The sequence below is a fragment of the Desulfuromonas sp. genome (assembly GCA_002869615.1).
Classification (GTDB): domain Bacteria; phylum Desulfobacterota; class Desulfuromonadia; order Desulfuromonadales; family UBA2294; genus BM707.
In genome coordinates this window covers 86493-101867 of record PKUH01000091.1, presented here as the reverse complement: position 1 = coordinate 101867, position 15375 = coordinate 86493, and the positions used below count along the sequence as shown (strand labels likewise).

14 protein-coding genes are annotated in these 15375 nt (G+C 55.0%); 4 read left to right on the top strand and 10 right to left on the bottom strand.

From position 1 onward, the window contains the following. Window positions 1-18 precede the first annotated feature (18 nt). On the bottom strand, window positions 19-2217 hold the full coding sequence (katG, locus tag C0623_09155; GenBank protein ID PLX99654.1) for a catalase/peroxidase HPI: 2199 nt from the start codon (window positions 2215-2217) through the stop codon (window positions 19-21). 155 nt (window positions 2218-2372) lie between these two features. After that, window positions 2373-2810: a transcriptional repressor gene (locus tag C0623_09150; GenBank protein PLX99653.1), complete on the bottom strand. Its 438-nt coding sequence runs from the start codon at window positions 2808-2810 to the stop codon at window positions 2373-2375. A gap of 162 nt (window positions 2811-2972) precedes the next feature. Here C0623_09150 and C0623_09145 point away from each other — a divergent pair, with 162 nt between their 5' ends. Continuing rightward, window positions 2973-3176, top strand: a complete 204-nt coding sequence (locus C0623_09145) for an ArsR family transcriptional regulator (protein PLX99652.1) — start codon at window positions 2973-2975, stop codon at window positions 3174-3176. A gap of 479 nt (window positions 3177-3655) precedes the next feature. On the opposite strand, the gene C0623_09140 is transcribed toward C0623_09145, so the two are convergent. From C0623_09140 to C0623_09125, 4 genes are all read right to left on the bottom strand, one after another. Beyond that, entirely contained in the window at window positions 3656-3943 is a 288-nt protein-coding gene (locus C0623_09140; GenBank protein PLX99651.1) for a coiled coil domain-containing protein, read from the bottom strand. A 470-nt stretch (window positions 3944-4413) separates the two neighbouring features. After that, window positions 4414-5631 (bottom strand): permease, encoded by a 1218-nt coding sequence (locus C0623_09135; GenBank protein PLX99650.1) that lies wholly within the window; start codon window positions 5629-5631, stop codon window positions 4414-4416. Window positions 5632-5785: 154 nt separating this feature from the next. Next, the gene (locus C0623_09130; protein ID PLX99649.1) at window positions 5786-7036 is read right to left on the bottom strand and encodes an amino acid dehydrogenase; all 1251 of its coding nucleotides are present in this window, start codon (window positions 7034-7036) and stop codon (window positions 5786-5788) included. A 21-nt stretch (window positions 7037-7057) separates the two neighbouring features. After that, window positions 7058-8290 (bottom strand): cation:proton antiporter, encoded by a 1233-nt coding sequence (locus C0623_09125; protein PLX99648.1) that lies wholly within the window; start codon window positions 8288-8290, stop codon window positions 7058-7060. Window positions 8291-8528: 238 nt separating this feature from the next. Between C0623_09125 and C0623_09120 the strand changes: the two genes are divergently transcribed. The 3 genes from C0623_09120 to C0623_09110 are packed head-to-tail and all read left to right on the top strand — an operon-like array spanning window position 8529 to window position 11576. Further along, complete coding sequence (locus C0623_09120) at window positions 8529-9989, top strand: Trk-type K+ transporter membrane component (GenBank protein PLX99647.1); 1461 nt, start codon at window positions 8529-8531, stop codon at window positions 9987-9989. Continuing rightward, a complete protein-coding gene (locus tag C0623_09115; protein PLX99646.1) occupies window positions 9989-10654 on the top strand; it encodes a potassium transporter in 666 nt (221 codons plus the stop codon). The genes C0623_09120 and C0623_09115 overlap by 1 nt, the downstream gene beginning before the upstream one ends. A gap of 19 nt (window positions 10655-10673) precedes the next feature. Then, complete coding sequence (locus C0623_09110; protein ID PLX99645.1) at window positions 10674-11576, top strand: formate transporter; 903 nt, start codon at window positions 10674-10676, stop codon at window positions 11574-11576. Here C0623_09110 and C0623_09105 read toward each other — a convergent pair. The 4 genes from C0623_09105 to ablA are packed head-to-tail and all read right to left on the bottom strand — an operon-like array spanning window position 11573 to window position 15373. Then, on the bottom strand, window positions 11573-12928 hold the full coding sequence (locus C0623_09105) for a flavoprotein oxidoreductase (protein PLX99644.1): 1356 nt from the start codon (window positions 12926-12928) through the stop codon (window positions 11573-11575). The genes C0623_09110 and C0623_09105 overlap by 4 nt on opposite strands. 46 nt (window positions 12929-12974) lie before the next feature. Further along, window positions 12975-13214: a hypothetical protein gene (locus C0623_09100; GenBank protein ID PLX99643.1), complete on the bottom strand. Its 240-nt coding sequence runs from the start codon at window positions 13212-13214 to the stop codon at window positions 12975-12977. Between the two features lie 6 nt (window positions 13215-13220). After that, window positions 13221-14066: a putative beta-lysine N-acetyltransferase gene (gene ablB, locus C0623_09095; protein PLX99642.1), complete on the bottom strand. Its 846-nt coding sequence runs from the start codon at window positions 14064-14066 to the stop codon at window positions 13221-13223. Continuing rightward, complete coding sequence (gene ablA, locus C0623_09090; GenBank protein ID PLX99641.1) at window positions 14063-15373, bottom strand: lysine 2,3-aminomutase; 1311 nt, start codon at window positions 15371-15373, stop codon at window positions 14063-14065. The genes ablB and ablA overlap by 4 nt, the downstream gene beginning before the upstream one ends. Window positions 15374-15375 lie beyond the last annotated feature (2 nt).

Sequence of the window (15375 nt, the reverse complement as noted above, 5' to 3'; positions counted from 1 at the left end):
CATTCAATTAGCCGGAAATCAGGTAAGATCGAAGCGATCGAGATTCATGACCTTATCCCAGGCGGCAACGAAATCGGCAACGAACTTGTCTTGAGCGTCAGCGCTGCCGTAGACTTCGGCAAGAGCCCGGAGTCGGGAGTTTGAGCCGAAGATCAGATCGACCCGGGTTCCGGTCCATTTGAGTTCACCGGAGGCCCGATCCCGGCCTTCGAATTCATCAGCCTGGTCCGAGACCTTTTTCCATACAGTTTTCATGTCAAGAAGGTTGACGAAAAAATCATTGGTCAATGTTTCCGGACGATCGGTGAAGACGCCGTGACGGGACTGTCCGACGTTGGTGTCGAGAACCCGCAGTCCACCGATCAGAACGGTCATTTCGGGAGCTGTCAGGGTCAGAAGCTGAGCCCGGTCGATCAGCATCTCTTCAGCCGATATCGAGTATTTCTTCTTTAGGTAATTGCGGAAGCCGTCGGCTTCCGGCTCGAGAACGGCGAAGGCTTCGACGTCAGTCTGTTCCTGTGAGGCATCAGTTCGGCCGGGGGTGAAGGGGACGGAGATTTTAATACCGGCGTTTTTCGCTGCCTGCTCGACTCCGGTGCCGCCTCCAAGAACAATCAGGTCAGCCAGGGAGACCGATTTTCCGCCGCTGTTGAATGATTTCTGAATTTCCTCCAGTTTTTGCAGGACCGTCTGCAGCCGGGAGGGTTGGTTAACGAGCCAATCTTTCTGCGGCGCCAGCCGGATGCGCGCCCCGTTGGCCCCGCCACGCTTGTCGGAATCGCGGAAGGTCGAGGCCGATGCCCAGGCGGTCGAGACGAGCTCGGAGACAGTCAGGCCGGAAGCGAGAATCTGGTCTTTGAGAGTCGCTATATCCTTATCGTCTACAACCGGTCCGGTGGCAGCCGGCAGAGGGTCCTGCCAGATGAGATCCTCTTCCGGAACTTCCGGTCCAAGATAGCGCGACTTGGGTCCCATGTCGCGGTGGGTCAGTTTGAACCAGGCACGGGCGAAGGCATCGGCGAACTCTTCCGGGTTTTCAAGGTAGCGCCGGGCGATCGGCTCGTAGGTCGGGTCGTAGCGCAGGGAGAGGTCGGCCGTGGTCATCATCGGCCGGTGCTTCTTGTCCGGATCGAAAGCGTCGACCACCATGTCCTCTTCGTCGACGTCCTTGGCCAACCACTGCCAGGCGCCGGCCGGACTTTTGACTTTTTCCCATTCGTACTTGAAAAGCACCTTCAGGTAGCCCATGTCCCAGGTGGTCGGTTTCGGCTTCCAGGCGCCTTCGATACCGCTGCTGATCGTATCGCCTGCCTTGCCGCTTTTGTAATCGCTGGACCAGCCGAGACCCTGCTCTTCGATCGGTGCCGCCTCCGGTTCCGGGCCGACATGTTCAGGATCGCCGGCCCCATGGCATTTGCCGAAGGTATGACCGCCGGCGACCAGGGCGACTGTTTCCTCGTCGTTCATCGCCATGCGAGCGAAGGTTTCGCGGACGTCATGGCCCGAGGCAACCGGATCCGGATTTCCATCCGGGCCCTCCGGGTTAACGTAAATCAGACCCATCTGGACCGCAGCCAGGGGGTTTTCAAGATCGCGCTCCCCGGAATAACGGCTCAGGGGGGCATCACTCGTTGCCAGCCATTCCTGTTCGGAACCCCAGTAGACATCTCTCTCTGGTTCCCAGATGTCTGCCCGTCCGCCGGCGAAACCGAAGGTTTTAAAGCCCATCGACTCGAGGGCGACGTTGCCGGCGAGAATCATCAGGTCGGCCCAGGAGATCTTTCTGCCGTACTTCTGCTTGATCGGCCAGAGCAGGCGTCGGGCCTTGTCGAGGTTGACATTATCCGGCCAGCTGTTGAGCGGTGCGAAGCGCTGGTTACCGGTGCCGCCACCGCCGCGGCCGTCACCCATGCGGTAGGTGCCGGCGCTGTGCCAGGCCATGCGGATCATCAGACCGCCGTAGTGCCCGTAGTCGGCCGGCCACCAGTCCTGGGAGTCGGTCATCAGCTTCTCCAGGTCCTTTTTAACGACAGCCAGGTCGAGACTCTTGAACTCCTCGGCGTAGTTGAAATCTTCACCCATCGGGTTCGATTTCGAAGAATGCTGGTGCAGGATATCGAGATCAAGCTGGTTCGGCCACCAATCCTTGTTGGTTGTTCCGCCGCTGAGATGGGCAGCGGTTTTGCCCGTGACCGGGCATTTCATTTCGTCACTCATGAACTCCTCCTGTGAATTTTATGCGTCGGATGTTTCCGAGACCTGTTGGTTTGGGTTTATTTGCCCTTGGAATCTCTTTACTTTTAACACGGGTTGTCGGTTTGTCAATATCTACAGATAATGATTATCCATAAGGGTGAAAAAAATATAAAATGCTATTTTTCCTGGCAGTCCGGACAGGTGCCGAAGAACTCGACCTGGTGCGAAATGATGCGATACCCGGTGCTTTTGGCAACCTCGTTGGTCATTTTCTCGAGCAGGCTGACGTCGGGGTCGACAATCGCATTGCATTGCGTGCAGATCAGGTGGGGGTGTGGGTACGGTTTGTTGCCGTCATATCGGTTGCTGCCGGACGAAAAACCGATCTCGAGAATTTCACCGATTTCTTTCAGCAGGTTCACCGTCTTATAGACCGTCGCCAGGCTGGTGGTCGGAAAATGGGCCTTGACTTCAGCGTAGACCTGTTCGACGCTTGGATGGTCCTTGTGGTCGAGAAACGCCTTGAGGATGGCGACTCGCTGCGGTGTGATGCGGCACTCGCGCTGGCGCAGTTTTTCGAGAATCGTATCGAACCGGGTTTGATCTGAGCTCACGTTTGTCCCCGTTGTTGAGAATCATTGTTAACAAACAATCACAGAGAACCGTGGGCTTGTCAAGTTCAGACGACGGTCGTCGGGAATCTTGCTTCGGCTTCAGCGGATGTTATGCTTGGATCAACGGCAGGAAAAACCTGGACAATATTTCGGAGGTCAGTCATGGGACAGGACAACATCAAGCGGGTCACCCCGCAGGAAGCGAACCGGCGGGTTCAATCGGGTGAAGCCCTTCTGATATGCGCCTATGATTCGGACGAGAAGTTCGAAAAGTTGCACCTTGCCGGGGCGATCTCACTGAGCCAATTCAAGGCCCGGCAGTCGGATCTGCGGCGCGAGCAGGGGCTGATTTTCTATTGCGCCTGACCGGAAGAGGACTCCGCTGCCGGTCGGGCGGCCGAATACGAAGAACAGGGCTTTCGGAATGTCGCTGCGCTCCGGGGCGGTGTCGACGGCTGGAAAGAGGCCGGGTACACTATCGAATAGCACAATAATATGAGCCCCCCGTTGCCATGAACGAGAATGTGTTGCTTCATGAGCAGGCTAGTTTTTGGTCGCTTCTTCGAGATTCTCTTTGATCTGTTGCATTTCGTCGTTTATTTCCTCGGCGGCCTCATCGATATTCTCACCCAATTCTTCGACCGGGCCGTTGGGATCAACCTGTTCCTCAACCTGTTCCAGTTTTTCTTCAGCCTTTTCGACCATGTTGTCGATTTTTTTGCCGGTCCTTTCCGCAGGGCCTTCATGTACACAGGCGCTTAAAATCGTTAACAAGAAGATCACACAGAGAGATGTTTCTAACAAACGAATCAATCGCAAAACTCTGACCTTTCTATTGTTGACATTTATTTAAATCGCGCCGTGGCAGCGCTGATTGCCGAACCGAGATCCGACCAGGCTTTTTCGATCCCGGCTTTCAGATCGTCCCAGGCATCATCGCCGGCTTCTCGCAGCTGTTGCAACTTGGCTTTGGCGCCTGCCTTCTTTGCCTCGAGACGCTCTATCTCTTCAGCAAAATTGATTTCGGCATCCGATTTCGTTTTGGCGGCTTTCGCCTTCAGGACATCGATTTTTGCACTCCATTCATTCAACTCTGCTTCGAGTCTTTCTTCGTACGATTTCTTTTTGTCCATTATCCGACCTTTCCACGAAAAGAGGCAGCTTGGGCTGCCTCTTTAATTGTCATTTTGATTTGACTGATTCTCTGTATCGGCTTGAGACCAGAGCAGCAAACCGCCGGGATTACGGGCCGAAACTCTCTTCCAGGAGTTCAGTCAATGTCCGGCCGCAACACTCGATTTTTTGACTTTCGGCGGTTGCTTTATCGAATTTCTTATTGCAGCTTTCGCAATAAAAAGCCGATTTATTCTGTTGTTCCTTATCTGCTTCGGTGAATCTGTCTTTATACTCTTCAGACATGGTTCATCCTTTCTTTCGTTCTCGTTACAAGTATATCATCTCTTGAGTATGATTCAAGGGGAAGAAATGACCGTTTCTTTGTAGAAAATGTTATTTTTCAACTATTTCAGTAGCTTGTTGCGCCAGCCCGTTTGCCAGGATTTTTTGTCCGGGAGTCGCGCCAGCCACATCTTTTATCAATGGTTCAAGGCGCTGTTCCGCCGCTTATGAAATAGGCGACAAGGCCGCCGGCCAGGATCGTCATGAACAGGTAGACCATCACCCGCTTGAAGCCCAATCCCTCGCCGTGGTCCATATGTCCGCTCTTCTGCTGCTTCATGTGGCTACGATGCAGGTAAACCAGGTAGCCGCTGACGAGGATAAAGAACAGGTTGAGCCAGAAGGTGTAGTCGATCTTGAACTGGGCGACTTCAGCGACGGCACGGGCGCTGTCCGGGGTGATGCCCAGCATGGCAAAGGTATGGTGCAGAATCAGGGCGGTGGCGACGATGGCGATATACATGATACCGGCGATGTAGAGAGCCAGACGCCAGCCATAATACTTGGCGTTAACGGCGACCAGCGGCGGCACCATGAGATCGGAATAGATGAAGCCCATGATCCCGGCAAACAGGACGCCGTTGGCATTGAGGACCGTCGCCAGGGGGATGTTGCCCATCGAACCAATAAAGGTGAGGGCGGCGACGAACGGGGCGACCATGGCATTCTCGATCACCCGCAGCCATTCGGGAGTGCTGTCGCCGGCATCGATCAGGAATATCTTCGCCCAGAGTGCTTCCGGTACGAATACGGCGACGAAACCTGCGATAGTGAAGCCGATCAGGATTTCCTCCCAGACCATCTGCCATTCCATGACAAACTTGTGGCCGACCATGCGCCAGCCCATGCGGCTTCTGATCCGCTTTTTCCAGTCGAAGTCGTCTTCATCGGCGCTCTTTTTCTCGAGCTCTTTTTTTGCCTGCTTGATCCACTTTTCCGGCAGAGTGAGACGGATCAGAATGCTGCTGATCGCGATCAGGATGATGCCGCCGACCACCTCGGCGGCGAGGAACTGCCAGCCGAGAAAGATGAGGATGAGGATACCGAGCTCGATGACCAGGTTGGTCGAAGCGAACATGAAAGCGACTGCGGCGATGAAATGGGCCCCTTTCAGAAAGAGCGACCGGGCGGTCGCCAGGGCGGCAAACGAGCAGGACGACGAAATGGCACCGAACATGGCCGACAGAGACAGGCTTTTGACGCCGAAGTTTCCCATGTAGGGTGTCAGGCGCCCCTTCGGGACGAACACCTGGATCATGCTGCTGACGAAATAACCGAGGACAAACGCCCACCCGGCCTTCCAGAAAAAACCGAAGGCGGTTTTGGCCGCCTCACCATAAAGAGCAAAAAAAGAGGGTGTCATTGTTCTCCTTTGATCGATGTTCAGATTGCAGAAGCTGTCCTATAAACCCTAACAGCTATTTGATATCCTTCAAGGAGTTGACCCGATGCCCTGGCGGGGCGACGATTTGATCGATGCCGAAGGAGGCGAGGTCGAGTTTCCCGGCTCGAACTTATCAGAAACCGCGCAGACTGATGGCTTGATGAATCCTGTTGACGGCGATGGAATAGGCCGCCTGGCGGAAATTCACTTCTTCCTGATCGACCCGGTCCCGGACCTCCTGCCAGGCATCGCTCATCCTGCTGACCAGGACGTCGTTGACCTTGTCGGCCGACCAGCGGAAACGCTGCCGGTTCTGCACCCACTCCAGGTAAGAGACGGTGACACCGCCGGCGTTGGCGAGGATATCCGGAATGATGGTTTTCCCCTTTTCATGCAGAATGATGTCGGCACCGCAGGTCACCGGCATATTCGCCGCTTCGATGATCAGTTCGGCGCGGATTTCGTCTGCGTTCTTCTTGTTGATCACCCCGCCGATCGCCGCCGGGATCAGAATATCGACATCGAGTTCGAGCAGTTCAGCATTGGTGATCCGGTCGAAATCCTGGTTGCCGACACTCAGCTCTTTGGTGCCGTCTTTTTCGAACTCCCTGATAACGGCGTCGATGTCGAGGCCGTTTTCGTGGTAGATGCCGCCGGCGGCATTGGAGACGGCGACGATATTGGCGCCGGCGTCGTGCAGGTGTTTGGCGGCGTACATACCGACGTTGCCGAACCCCTGGATGGCGACCCGGGCCTGGTGCAGGTCAATTTCTGTCGCCTTGGCCGCTTTCCGGGTCATCAGCGCGACCCCCTGCCCGGTCGCTTCGAGACGGCCGTAAGAGCCGCCGATCTCGATCGGCTTGCCGGTGACGACCCCGGGCTGGAAGCCCTCGTGGTGGGCGTACTCGTCGACAATCCAGGCCATTTCGCGCGGCCCGGTTCCCATGTCCGGGGCCGGAATGTCGCGATCCGGCCCGATGAACTTGGCAACCCGCTCGATGTAGCGCTTGGTCAGTATCTCGAGCTCGTTCTCGGTCAATTCGGTCGGATCGCAGTCGATGCCTCCCTTGCCGCCACCGAATGGCAGGTCGAGCAGCGCGGTTTTCCAGCTCATGATCTCGGCCAATGCAACGAAGTGGTCCATATCGACGTCGGGATGATACCTTAAGCCCCCCTTGAACGGGCCCCGGCTCTGATCGTGCTGAACCCGGTAACCGTAATAAAGACTCACCGACCCATCGTCCCGTTTCAACGGCAGTTCAAAACGGATTTCACGGTACGGGCTGCGCAGGAGCTGTCGCTCCTCATCCTTGATCTGCAGGAGATCAAAGGCATCGTCGAGATATTTTTCGCAGGATTGTCGCGGTTTATGATTTTGGGTCATGTCAGGCTCCTTGTTCTAGTGCTAACTGTTCTTTCTGTCGGCCATGAGCCACTTCAGTGCCGGCGGCGTCATCAGGGTGGTCACCAGTGCCATGATGACGACCGCCGAGAACATGTTGCTGATGATCGGCAGCTCGCGACCGGCAAGATCGAAGATACCGGCCCGCAGGGCGATATCGGCGATAATCAGCTCGACCGCGCCGCGCGCGTTCATGCCGGCGCCGATGGCCAGGGCGTCGGTGTTCGATAGACCACTCATTCGGGCGCTGAGGCCGGCACCGAGCAATTTGCCGAGGGTGGCAATCAATATTAGTCCGAGAATGAAGCCAGGGATATGAATCAGCGCACTTGTGTCGAGGTGCATGCCGATCGAGGCAAAGAAAATCGGGGCAAAGAATCCGGTGGTCAGGCCGCTGACCTTTCGCAGGGTATCCTGGTAAACGTCTTCGGAAATTGTCGACTTGCGGAAGAAGAGGCCGGCGATAAAGGCCCCGATGATGAAATGCATGCCGAGGGCCTCGGCCATCAGGGCATAGGCGAGGCCGGCAATCAACAGCATGCTGAATTCGAACTCATCGGCGCGTCCTCTGCCGACGAGTTTGCCGAGCCGCGGAAAGACATGCTTGCCGAGCAGGCCGGCGATAATGAAAAAGAGACCAATCTTTCCGGCGATCAGCAGAAAGGTCGTCAGGTCGGGAACGGTTCCGGTACTGATAAAGCTGGTCAGGACAGCGAGGAGAACCAAGCTGAGGATATCGTCGATCACCGCCGCCGAAACAATGATCTGGCCAACCTCGGTTTCCAGTTTTCCGAGGTCCATCAGGGCCTTGATGCTGACCGGAACAGCGGTGACCGCCATCGCTGTGCCGAGAAAGAGCAACTGGGCTGACTTGAGATCGGTTTCAGGCAGCGTGACATAACCAAAAGCGACTCCGATACCGAGCGGCAAAACCATACCGGCAAATGCTATCCACAGGGCGTTTTTTGATGCCTTCATCAATTTGGCGGGATGTAGCTCAATACCGCCGAGCAACATCAGGAAAAAGATGCCGAGATCGGTCAGCGACTGGAAGACTTCGTTATCGGCCAGGCCCGCAAGGATCGGAAAGGTCGCATCGAAGCGGTGGACCAGCATACCGAGACAGATCCCCGATATCAGCTCGCCGAGCAGGGCTGGTTGTTTGAATCGCTCGGCGAGTTCTCCGAACAGGCGGGTTACGATCAACAGGACAAGGAGAATATAAAGAATCGACATGGCACTAAAATGTAAAAAGCGTAAATTTATTCAGTTATTTCCGTAGCAAAACCTGATAGCAAAAGCATATCGAACTAATCGAATCCTTCAACGTATTAAATAAATATCTTTCGTGATCGATCATCTCTGGCCACACAGCAGGAATTTACAGGTTGTGCCTCTTGACACCGACTTAAACGCTGATAATGTATAACTATCTGAAATAAAAGGTATTTTTTTCAAGGTAAGCGATAGGACGATGGCTAGATCCGGCTTTGAACTTTTCTACGCGGTACGACTGCGGAACATCCTGCATTATCTGGGACAGTTTCTGCTGATCGTTGCCGGGCTGAATCTGGTCAATGTGCTGGCCGCCTTGCTCTTTGCCGAAATTCGAATCGGCCTCAATTTTCTCCTGGTGGTCGCAATCCTGGGAGCAAGCGGCTATTTATTGATGCGAATTCCGCATCGCGGGCAGCTCCAGTTCAATGAAGCGATGGTGATCGCGGCACTGTTTTTCCTGCTGGTCCCGGTGATTTCAACCTTGCCGTTACAGGCGTCCGGGGTTCCTTTCATTGATTCGTTGTTCGAAACGATATCCGCGGTCACGACGACCGGGTTGAGTACCCTCGGAGCGATCGAAAGCCGGCCGCATTCCTTCGTCTTCGCCCGGGCCTGGATGCAATGGTACGGTGGTCTCGGCATTGTCATTCTTTCCCTGGCCATGGTTCTGAGCCCCGGGCTGTCATCAATGCGTCTGGCCACGCTCGAAACCGAGCATGATGACCTGGCCGGCGGAACCCGCGCTTATGCCAAGCGAATATTGCTGGTCTATCTTGTCCTGACAGCCGGTGGATTCATTGTTTGGCTGGTTTTGGGCGGGCGGCCGCTCGAGGGGCTCTATTACGTACTGGCGGCTGTTTCCACAGGCGGGTTTGCACCGAATAATAACAGCTTTGCCGACCTTGCGAATCTGCGCTTGGCCTGGAGTGTGACCCTCTTGTGCCTGGCCGGAGCGGTCCCGCTGGCCCTTTACTATACCGCCGCTAATAAAGGGTGGCGCAGTTTGTTCTCTGATATCGAGTTCCGGGCGGTATTGGCGGCCGGAGTTTTGACCACGGTCCTGCTCGGGGGGTTCATCTGGCTGCAGGAACGTTCGCTTGAGGCGGTGTTGACTCATGCACCGCTCATGGCCTTGTCGGCCCAGACGACCTCGGGTTTTTCCAGTATGGACCCGGCGGCTCTTGACCCGGCTTCCAAGGCTGTGATGATTTTCGCAATGTCGGGCGGCGGCGGAATTGGCTCGACGGCAGGTGGCTTCAAGCTGATGCGACTGTTGCTCCTGTTCTTTATCATGACCCGCTGCGTCGTCCGCATGGGTCTGCCGAACAGGGCGGTTCAGACGCGCAAATGGGGCGGGAAGGTTATTGATGACAGAGAAATCCTCGATGCCTTGCTGATTGTTTTTGCATTTCTGGGGGTTGTTTTCGTCTCTTGGACCGCTTTTTTGTATTACGGCTACAGTCCGCTCGACTCCTTGTTTGAAGTTGTCTCAGCAACGGCAACCGTTGGATTGTCGAGCGGCGTCACCGCCGAAATGCTGCCTGCCTCACTCAAACTGGTTTTGTGCGCCGATATGCTGTTCGGGCGCCTCGAGTTTATCGCCTGGATGGTTTTACTCTATCCCCGAACCTGGTTCGGAAGACAACGGGAGTCGTGATGCGAATCGTATTTGTTGGTGCCGGAGATCTGGTACTGGAGACGGCCGGCTTGCTGATCAAGCGCAAGCATGAAGTCATTATTGTCGAGGCTGAAAAGGACATAATTGATGAATACAAGGACGAAATGGATTGCAGCTTTCTGCACGGTGACGGTAGCCGACCGAATGTCCTCAAGGAGGCCGACCCTGAGAGCACCGATTTCCTCTTTTGCCTGACGCAAAACGACCAGTACAACATTATTTCGGCCCTGGTCGGCCGTTCTCTCGGGTTCGATAAGGTCATTGTTCAGATTCATGATGCCGACTATATGCACATCTGCAATGAGCTCAAACTGCAGAATGTTATCAATCCCTCAAGGACCATTAGCCGTTACCTGGCCGACATGGTGGCCGGCATCGATATCATGGAGCTGTCATCGCTGATCAAGGGGGAGGCGCGCTGTCTCATGATTAAGGTGAACGACGAGACCAGGGGCGATATCGCAGACCTCGAATTACCGGAAGAGTCCCGTATCATGTGTCTCTATCGTGATGACGAGCTGCTTTTTCCGGATGATAAAACCACCCTCAAGGTCGATGATGAGGTGGTCATTCTGACCCACAGCAAACACCTTGAGAAATTACTCGAACAGTACAATTTGAACAACAACAAGAACAACAACTAGCAATATAAAGGATCTTCAGGTGTCAGAAAAAGAGATAAAAAATGACGAAAAAACAGATTCACAAAAGTTAACCGAGCGAGAAGTCGAGCGGAACGAAGAAGACAAGGATTTTACGCCGGTCATTCTCAAGCGGACCGATGAATCCCTGCGGCATCCCGACGACATTCTCGAAAATGCGATTCTTGAAGGGTTGGAACAACTCAAACGGCCAACCCTTTCATTGTTCCTTTCGTCTTTGGCGGCTGGCCTGATCCTCGGGTTTACCGCGATGTCGGTGGCGGTTGTCGAGACCCATTCCCTGGGTATGAGCCAGTCGTATTTTGCCCGGATGGCGACAGCGCTGGTATATCCGCTCGGCTTTGTCCTCTGCATCATGAGCGGCACCCAGCTTTTTACCGAGCATACGGCCACGGCGGTATACCCGGTCCTCGACCGGCGTGGCAGCATTATGGCGCTTTTCCGTCTCTGGCTGATCGTCATCCTCGGCAACCTGGGTGGCTCTTTCGTCAGTTCCGGACTGCTTGTCTCGGTTGACGAGGTTGTACATGCCAGGGCTGGATATATCGAGATCGGCCAACACCTGGTCAACTTCAGTAGCGGTTCGTTGTTTGTCAGCGCCGTGCTTGCCGGCTGGCTGATGGCGCTCGGGGCCTGGCTGGTCATGGCCACCCAGCCGACATTAAGTCAAATCATTTCGATATATATAGTCACATTTATAATTGGCCTGGGCGATCTGCACCACTCGATCGCCGGGTCGGTCGAAATCTTTACGGCGTACCTGATCAGCGATCAGTTCCTTTTTTCACAGGTTTCTGAATTTATCGGGATTGCGCTTTTCGGGAACATGATCGGAGGCAGCATCTTCGTTGCACTTCTCAACTATGGTCATATCCGGAAGACCCAGAGGAAAAACGGCGATTAAAGCTTCTTGATTAGCTGCCTGGCGGCGGTCTGTACCGGATCCCAGACCGGTGAGAAGGGAGGGGCATAACTCAGGTCGAGATCGATCAGGTTGTCTACCGTCATTCCGGCGGTCAGCGCGGTGGCTAGGATGTCGATCCGCTTGGCTGCGCCCTCCATACCGACGATCTGGCCGCCTAGCAGGCGACCGGTCCCTTTTTCGCCAAGAAGTTTGACCGTGATTGCCCCGGCGCCCGGATAGTATCCGGCCCTGGTTTTTGCCTCGATTCTGGCGGTTGCATAGTCAAAGCCATGCTCCGTTGCTTCTTTTTCCTGTAGCCCGGTTCGGCCGACCTCGATGCTGCAGATTTTACTGACCGCGGTGCCGACAACCCCGGGGAAACTCGATTCGATGCCGGCAAGATTGGCGCCAGCGACCAGGCCCTGCTTGTTGGCAACCGTGCCGAGGGCAATGTAGAATGGTTTTCCGCTGACGCGATGGTGGCTGGTGGCACAGTCGCCGGCCGCCCAGATGTTTTCAACGCTGGTGCGCATCTGCTGGTCGACCTTGATGGCATTTTTCACGCTTCGATCGATACCGGCTGTCTCGGCAAGTTCGGAGTTCGCCTCGATTCCCAGCCCGAGAATGACAAGGTCAGCCGGCAGGGTGCGGCGCTCGGTGTTAACGGCCCGAACCAGGCCATTGGCGGCCTCGAATGATGTGAAACTCTCCTCCAGATATACCGTTACGCCGATATCGCGCAGTGCCTGAGTGACCATGGCCCCCATGTCCCGATCCAGGGTTCCCATGACCTCGGATCCGCGCTGAACCAGTGAAACATCAAGATTCTGCCGGACTAGTGCTTCGGCCATTTCGAGGCCAATATAGCCGCCACCGACCACCACCGCCGATTGCGGTTTTTCGCTCGACAGGAACTCCTGCACCCGGATGCCGCTGGCGAGGGTTGACAGACCGAAAATCCCGGCGGCGTCGCTGTTCGGAACATCCGGACAGCGAGGGCGGGCCCCGGTCGCGATCAGTAACTGATCGTACGATTCTTCAATCGACCTTTTGCCGTTGATGTCGTAGACTTCAACGCGCTGCTTCTCCGGTTCGATCCGCGTCACTTCATGTTCTGTCCGGACATCGATGGCGAATTTTTGGCGGAAGGTCTCCGGCGAGCGAACCACCAGTTTGTCGGAGTGGTCGATCAGGCCGCCAATCAGGTAGGGCAGACCGCAAGCCGAGTAAGAGGTGTACCCGGTTTTCTCGAAAACCAGTATCTCCCGTTCCGGCTGTTCGCGTCTCACTTTGGAGGCGGCCGCCATGCCGGCAGCATCGCCACCGATCACGATTAGGCGATTTTTGGACATGCGGTGTATCCCTTTTCTATTATTTGGGTTGGAATCAGTTACTATTCTAGCATAGGGAAAAGGGATCCGTTTTGCGATTCAGGGCGTCATCGCCCGCCAGAAGCTGGCCACACATCCACCCGATGGCGTCATTGAAATTCAGCGTAATGCCTGCGCTATCCTTGAATTTGACCGGGCCAGGGAGATGATCGACCTCGGTTACCAACGGGCGAAAACAGGGCTGGTAAAGTTCGACTGGAAAAATCGGCCGATCGCTGTTGACCCGTTCAGGATCCGGGCATATCATCCTTAATCAAACCACAAGCTCCGTCGGCAATAGCTTGTACCAGACATTCATGCTTTCCAGATCACCCGAGATTTGGGTGTTGTTGGTAAGCGTGCCGCTGTAGAGATAACCATTCTTGGCAAAGGTGATGTTCATCCCGTGTGAGTAGGCCCGGGCAATGGTGAAAAGAGAAGGAATCTGCTTGTCCTTCATGTCGGTTTCCATACGGGCCAGCAACAGGTTGGCGTAACCCTTTCCACGGAATTCAGGCAAGGTCGCAAAGTCGGTCATCTCGGCGTTGCCGTTATCAAAATCGACTTCCGCTGATGCGAGGGCGACGAGGCGGTCCTCGAGCCAGACCCCGAAGTAGGTGATCGATTCCATCGTTGAACGCAAATATTCGGGATCGTGGATCGGAAACGGGTAGCTGGCAAAGACCTCACTATATACTGCCGCAGCATCTTCCATTTCGTCGGCAAACAAGGGCCGGCACACGCAAGAGGGCTCACTTGTCTCGGCGATTATCGCCTGCTTGCTCCGGGCAATCTTGAGCACCTCTTCGACCAGTTCCGGCTGCTTTTCGGCCTTGCGGTCATCGTCAATGTACCGGGAAACGAAATGGCCCTGTTCTACAGCGTTAAAAAGCCCGGGAATCGACGCCTCAATCTCATAGCCGTAGCTTAAGAAGGGGGTGAGATGAGATTCCGGTATTTTGGCAAAGATCTTGGAATAACCATTCTCTTCCGCCAACTCTTCGAAATAGCCGAGCAGATAAATCAGATCACCGGCATCTGCCTTCATCAAGTAGATTCGCTTGTTGTGCGGGCCGTGCTGAACCAGCGATTTGCCAATTTTTTCAACTGAATCAATCATCTGCGTCTCTCTATCCGGTCGGTATCGGCCGGCGTCAATGAAATCGTTTCATCGAAATCGGCGAGCAGTTTCTCGATACCGGTAGAATCGGATTCCTCGGCATCACCGAGTTTCAACTGCAGATGACACTCTTCGCATTTGCGGTCGCAGAAATTTGATTCATATTTCTCCGGCTCCTGGTAGGTGGTAATGACCCCTTCGTAATTACGCAGAACGACCTTGTTGGTACTTAGCGACACCAGATAATTAGGGGTCAGAGGTATCTTTCCGCCGCCGCCTGGAGCGTCGATGACATAGGTTGGGACCGAAAAGCCGCTGGTATGGCCGATCAGGCTCTCCATGATCTCAACCCCCTTACCGACCGGGGTGCGGAAGTGCGACAGCCCTTCTGAGAGATCGCACTGGTAGAGGTAATAGGGGCGGACCCGATTCTCGACCAATTTGTGAACCAGCGACTTCATAATGCGCGGGCAGTCGTTGACGCCGGCAAGCAGGACTGTCTGGTTGCCGAGCGGCACGCCGCCATCAGCGAGCATGCGCAGCGCCTCTCGTGAAGAAGCGGTCACCTCTCGTGGATGGTTGAAGTGAGTGTTGAGCCAGACCGGTTGATGTTTTTTCAGCATCTCGACCAGATCGTCGGTGACCCGGTATGGCAGGACAACCGGCATCCGGCTGCCGATACGGATGACCTGGACGTGTTCGATTTTTCTTAATTCAGTCAGGATCCAGTCGAGATAATGATCCGGGAGCATCAGCGGATCGCCGCCGGAGAGCAGAACATCGCGGACGACCGGGTTGTTGCGGATATATTCCAGTCCTTCGCGGACCTGGTTCTGATCGGGGATTGAATCGACATCCCCGACTTTCCGTTTGCGGGTGCAATGACGGCAGTACATTGAACAGACGTTGCTGACATGAAACAGCACCCGGTCCGGATAACGGTGGGTGATTCCCGGGGCCGGGCTGTCCTTGTCTTCGGCCAGCGGATCAGACATATCCTTTTTGCCGATTTCCAGCTCGGCCGGTGACGGAAAGGCCTGGAGGAACACCGGATCGTTACGGAAATCATCGGCATCAATCAATGAAAGATAGTAGGGAGTGATCGACAGCGGGAATTTTTTCAGTGTGAGCTCGATCTTCTTGCGTTCCTTCTCCTCAAGTTCGATCCCGAGAAGGCGTTCAAAGGTTTCGACCCGCTGAATCGAATTTTTAAGCTGCCAGCGCCAGTCACGCCAGTTTGAAAGCGAAACCGGGTCTTGTGAAACCTGGCTGGCAATGTTTCGTTGTTTGCTGCTGTATATCGGCATGA

Excerpts from the sequence above, each read along its gene's own strand:
- C0623_09105 (PLX99644.1), bottom strand. The coding sequence starts at position 12,928 with ATGTCCAAAAATCGCCTAATCGTGATCGGTGGCGATGCTGCCGGCATG.
- ablA (PLX99641.1), bottom strand. The coding sequence starts at position 15,373 with ATGCCGATATACAGCAGCAAACAACGAAACATTGCCAGCCAGGTTTCA.
- katG (PLX99654.1), bottom strand. The coding sequence starts at position 2,217 with ATGAGTGACGAAATGAAATGCCCGGTCACGGGCAAAACCGCTGCCCAT.
- C0623_09100 (PLX99643.1), bottom strand. The coding sequence starts at position 13,214 with ATGATATGCCCGGATCCTGAACGGGTCAACAGCGATCGGCCGATTTTT.
- C0623_09115 (PLX99646.1), top strand. The coding sequence starts at position 9,989 with ATGCGAATCGTATTTGTTGGTGCCGGAGATCTGGTACTGGAGACGGCC.
- ablB (PLX99642.1), bottom strand. The coding sequence starts at position 14,066 with ATGATTGATTCAGTTGAAAAAATTGGCAAATCGCTGGTTCAGCACGGC.
- C0623_09145 (PLX99652.1), top strand. The coding sequence starts at position 2,973 with ATGGGACAGGACAACATCAAGCGGGTCACCCCGCAGGAAGCGAACCGG.
- C0623_09120 (PLX99647.1), top strand. The coding sequence starts at position 8,529 with ATGGCTAGATCCGGCTTTGAACTTTTCTACGCGGTACGACTGCGGAAC.
- C0623_09125 (PLX99648.1), bottom strand. The coding sequence starts at position 8,290 with ATGTCGATTCTTTATATTCTCCTTGTCCTGTTGATCGTAACCCGCCTG.
- C0623_09135 (PLX99650.1), bottom strand. The coding sequence starts at position 5,631 with ATGACACCCTCTTTTTTTGCTCTTTATGGTGAGGCGGCCAAAACCGCC.
- C0623_09140 (PLX99651.1), bottom strand. The coding sequence starts at position 3,943 with ATGGACAAAAAGAAATCGTACGAAGAAAGACTCGAAGCAGAGTTGAAT.
- C0623_09130 (PLX99649.1), bottom strand. The coding sequence starts at position 7,036 with ATGACCCAAAATCATAAACCGCGACAATCCTGCGAAAAATATCTCGAC.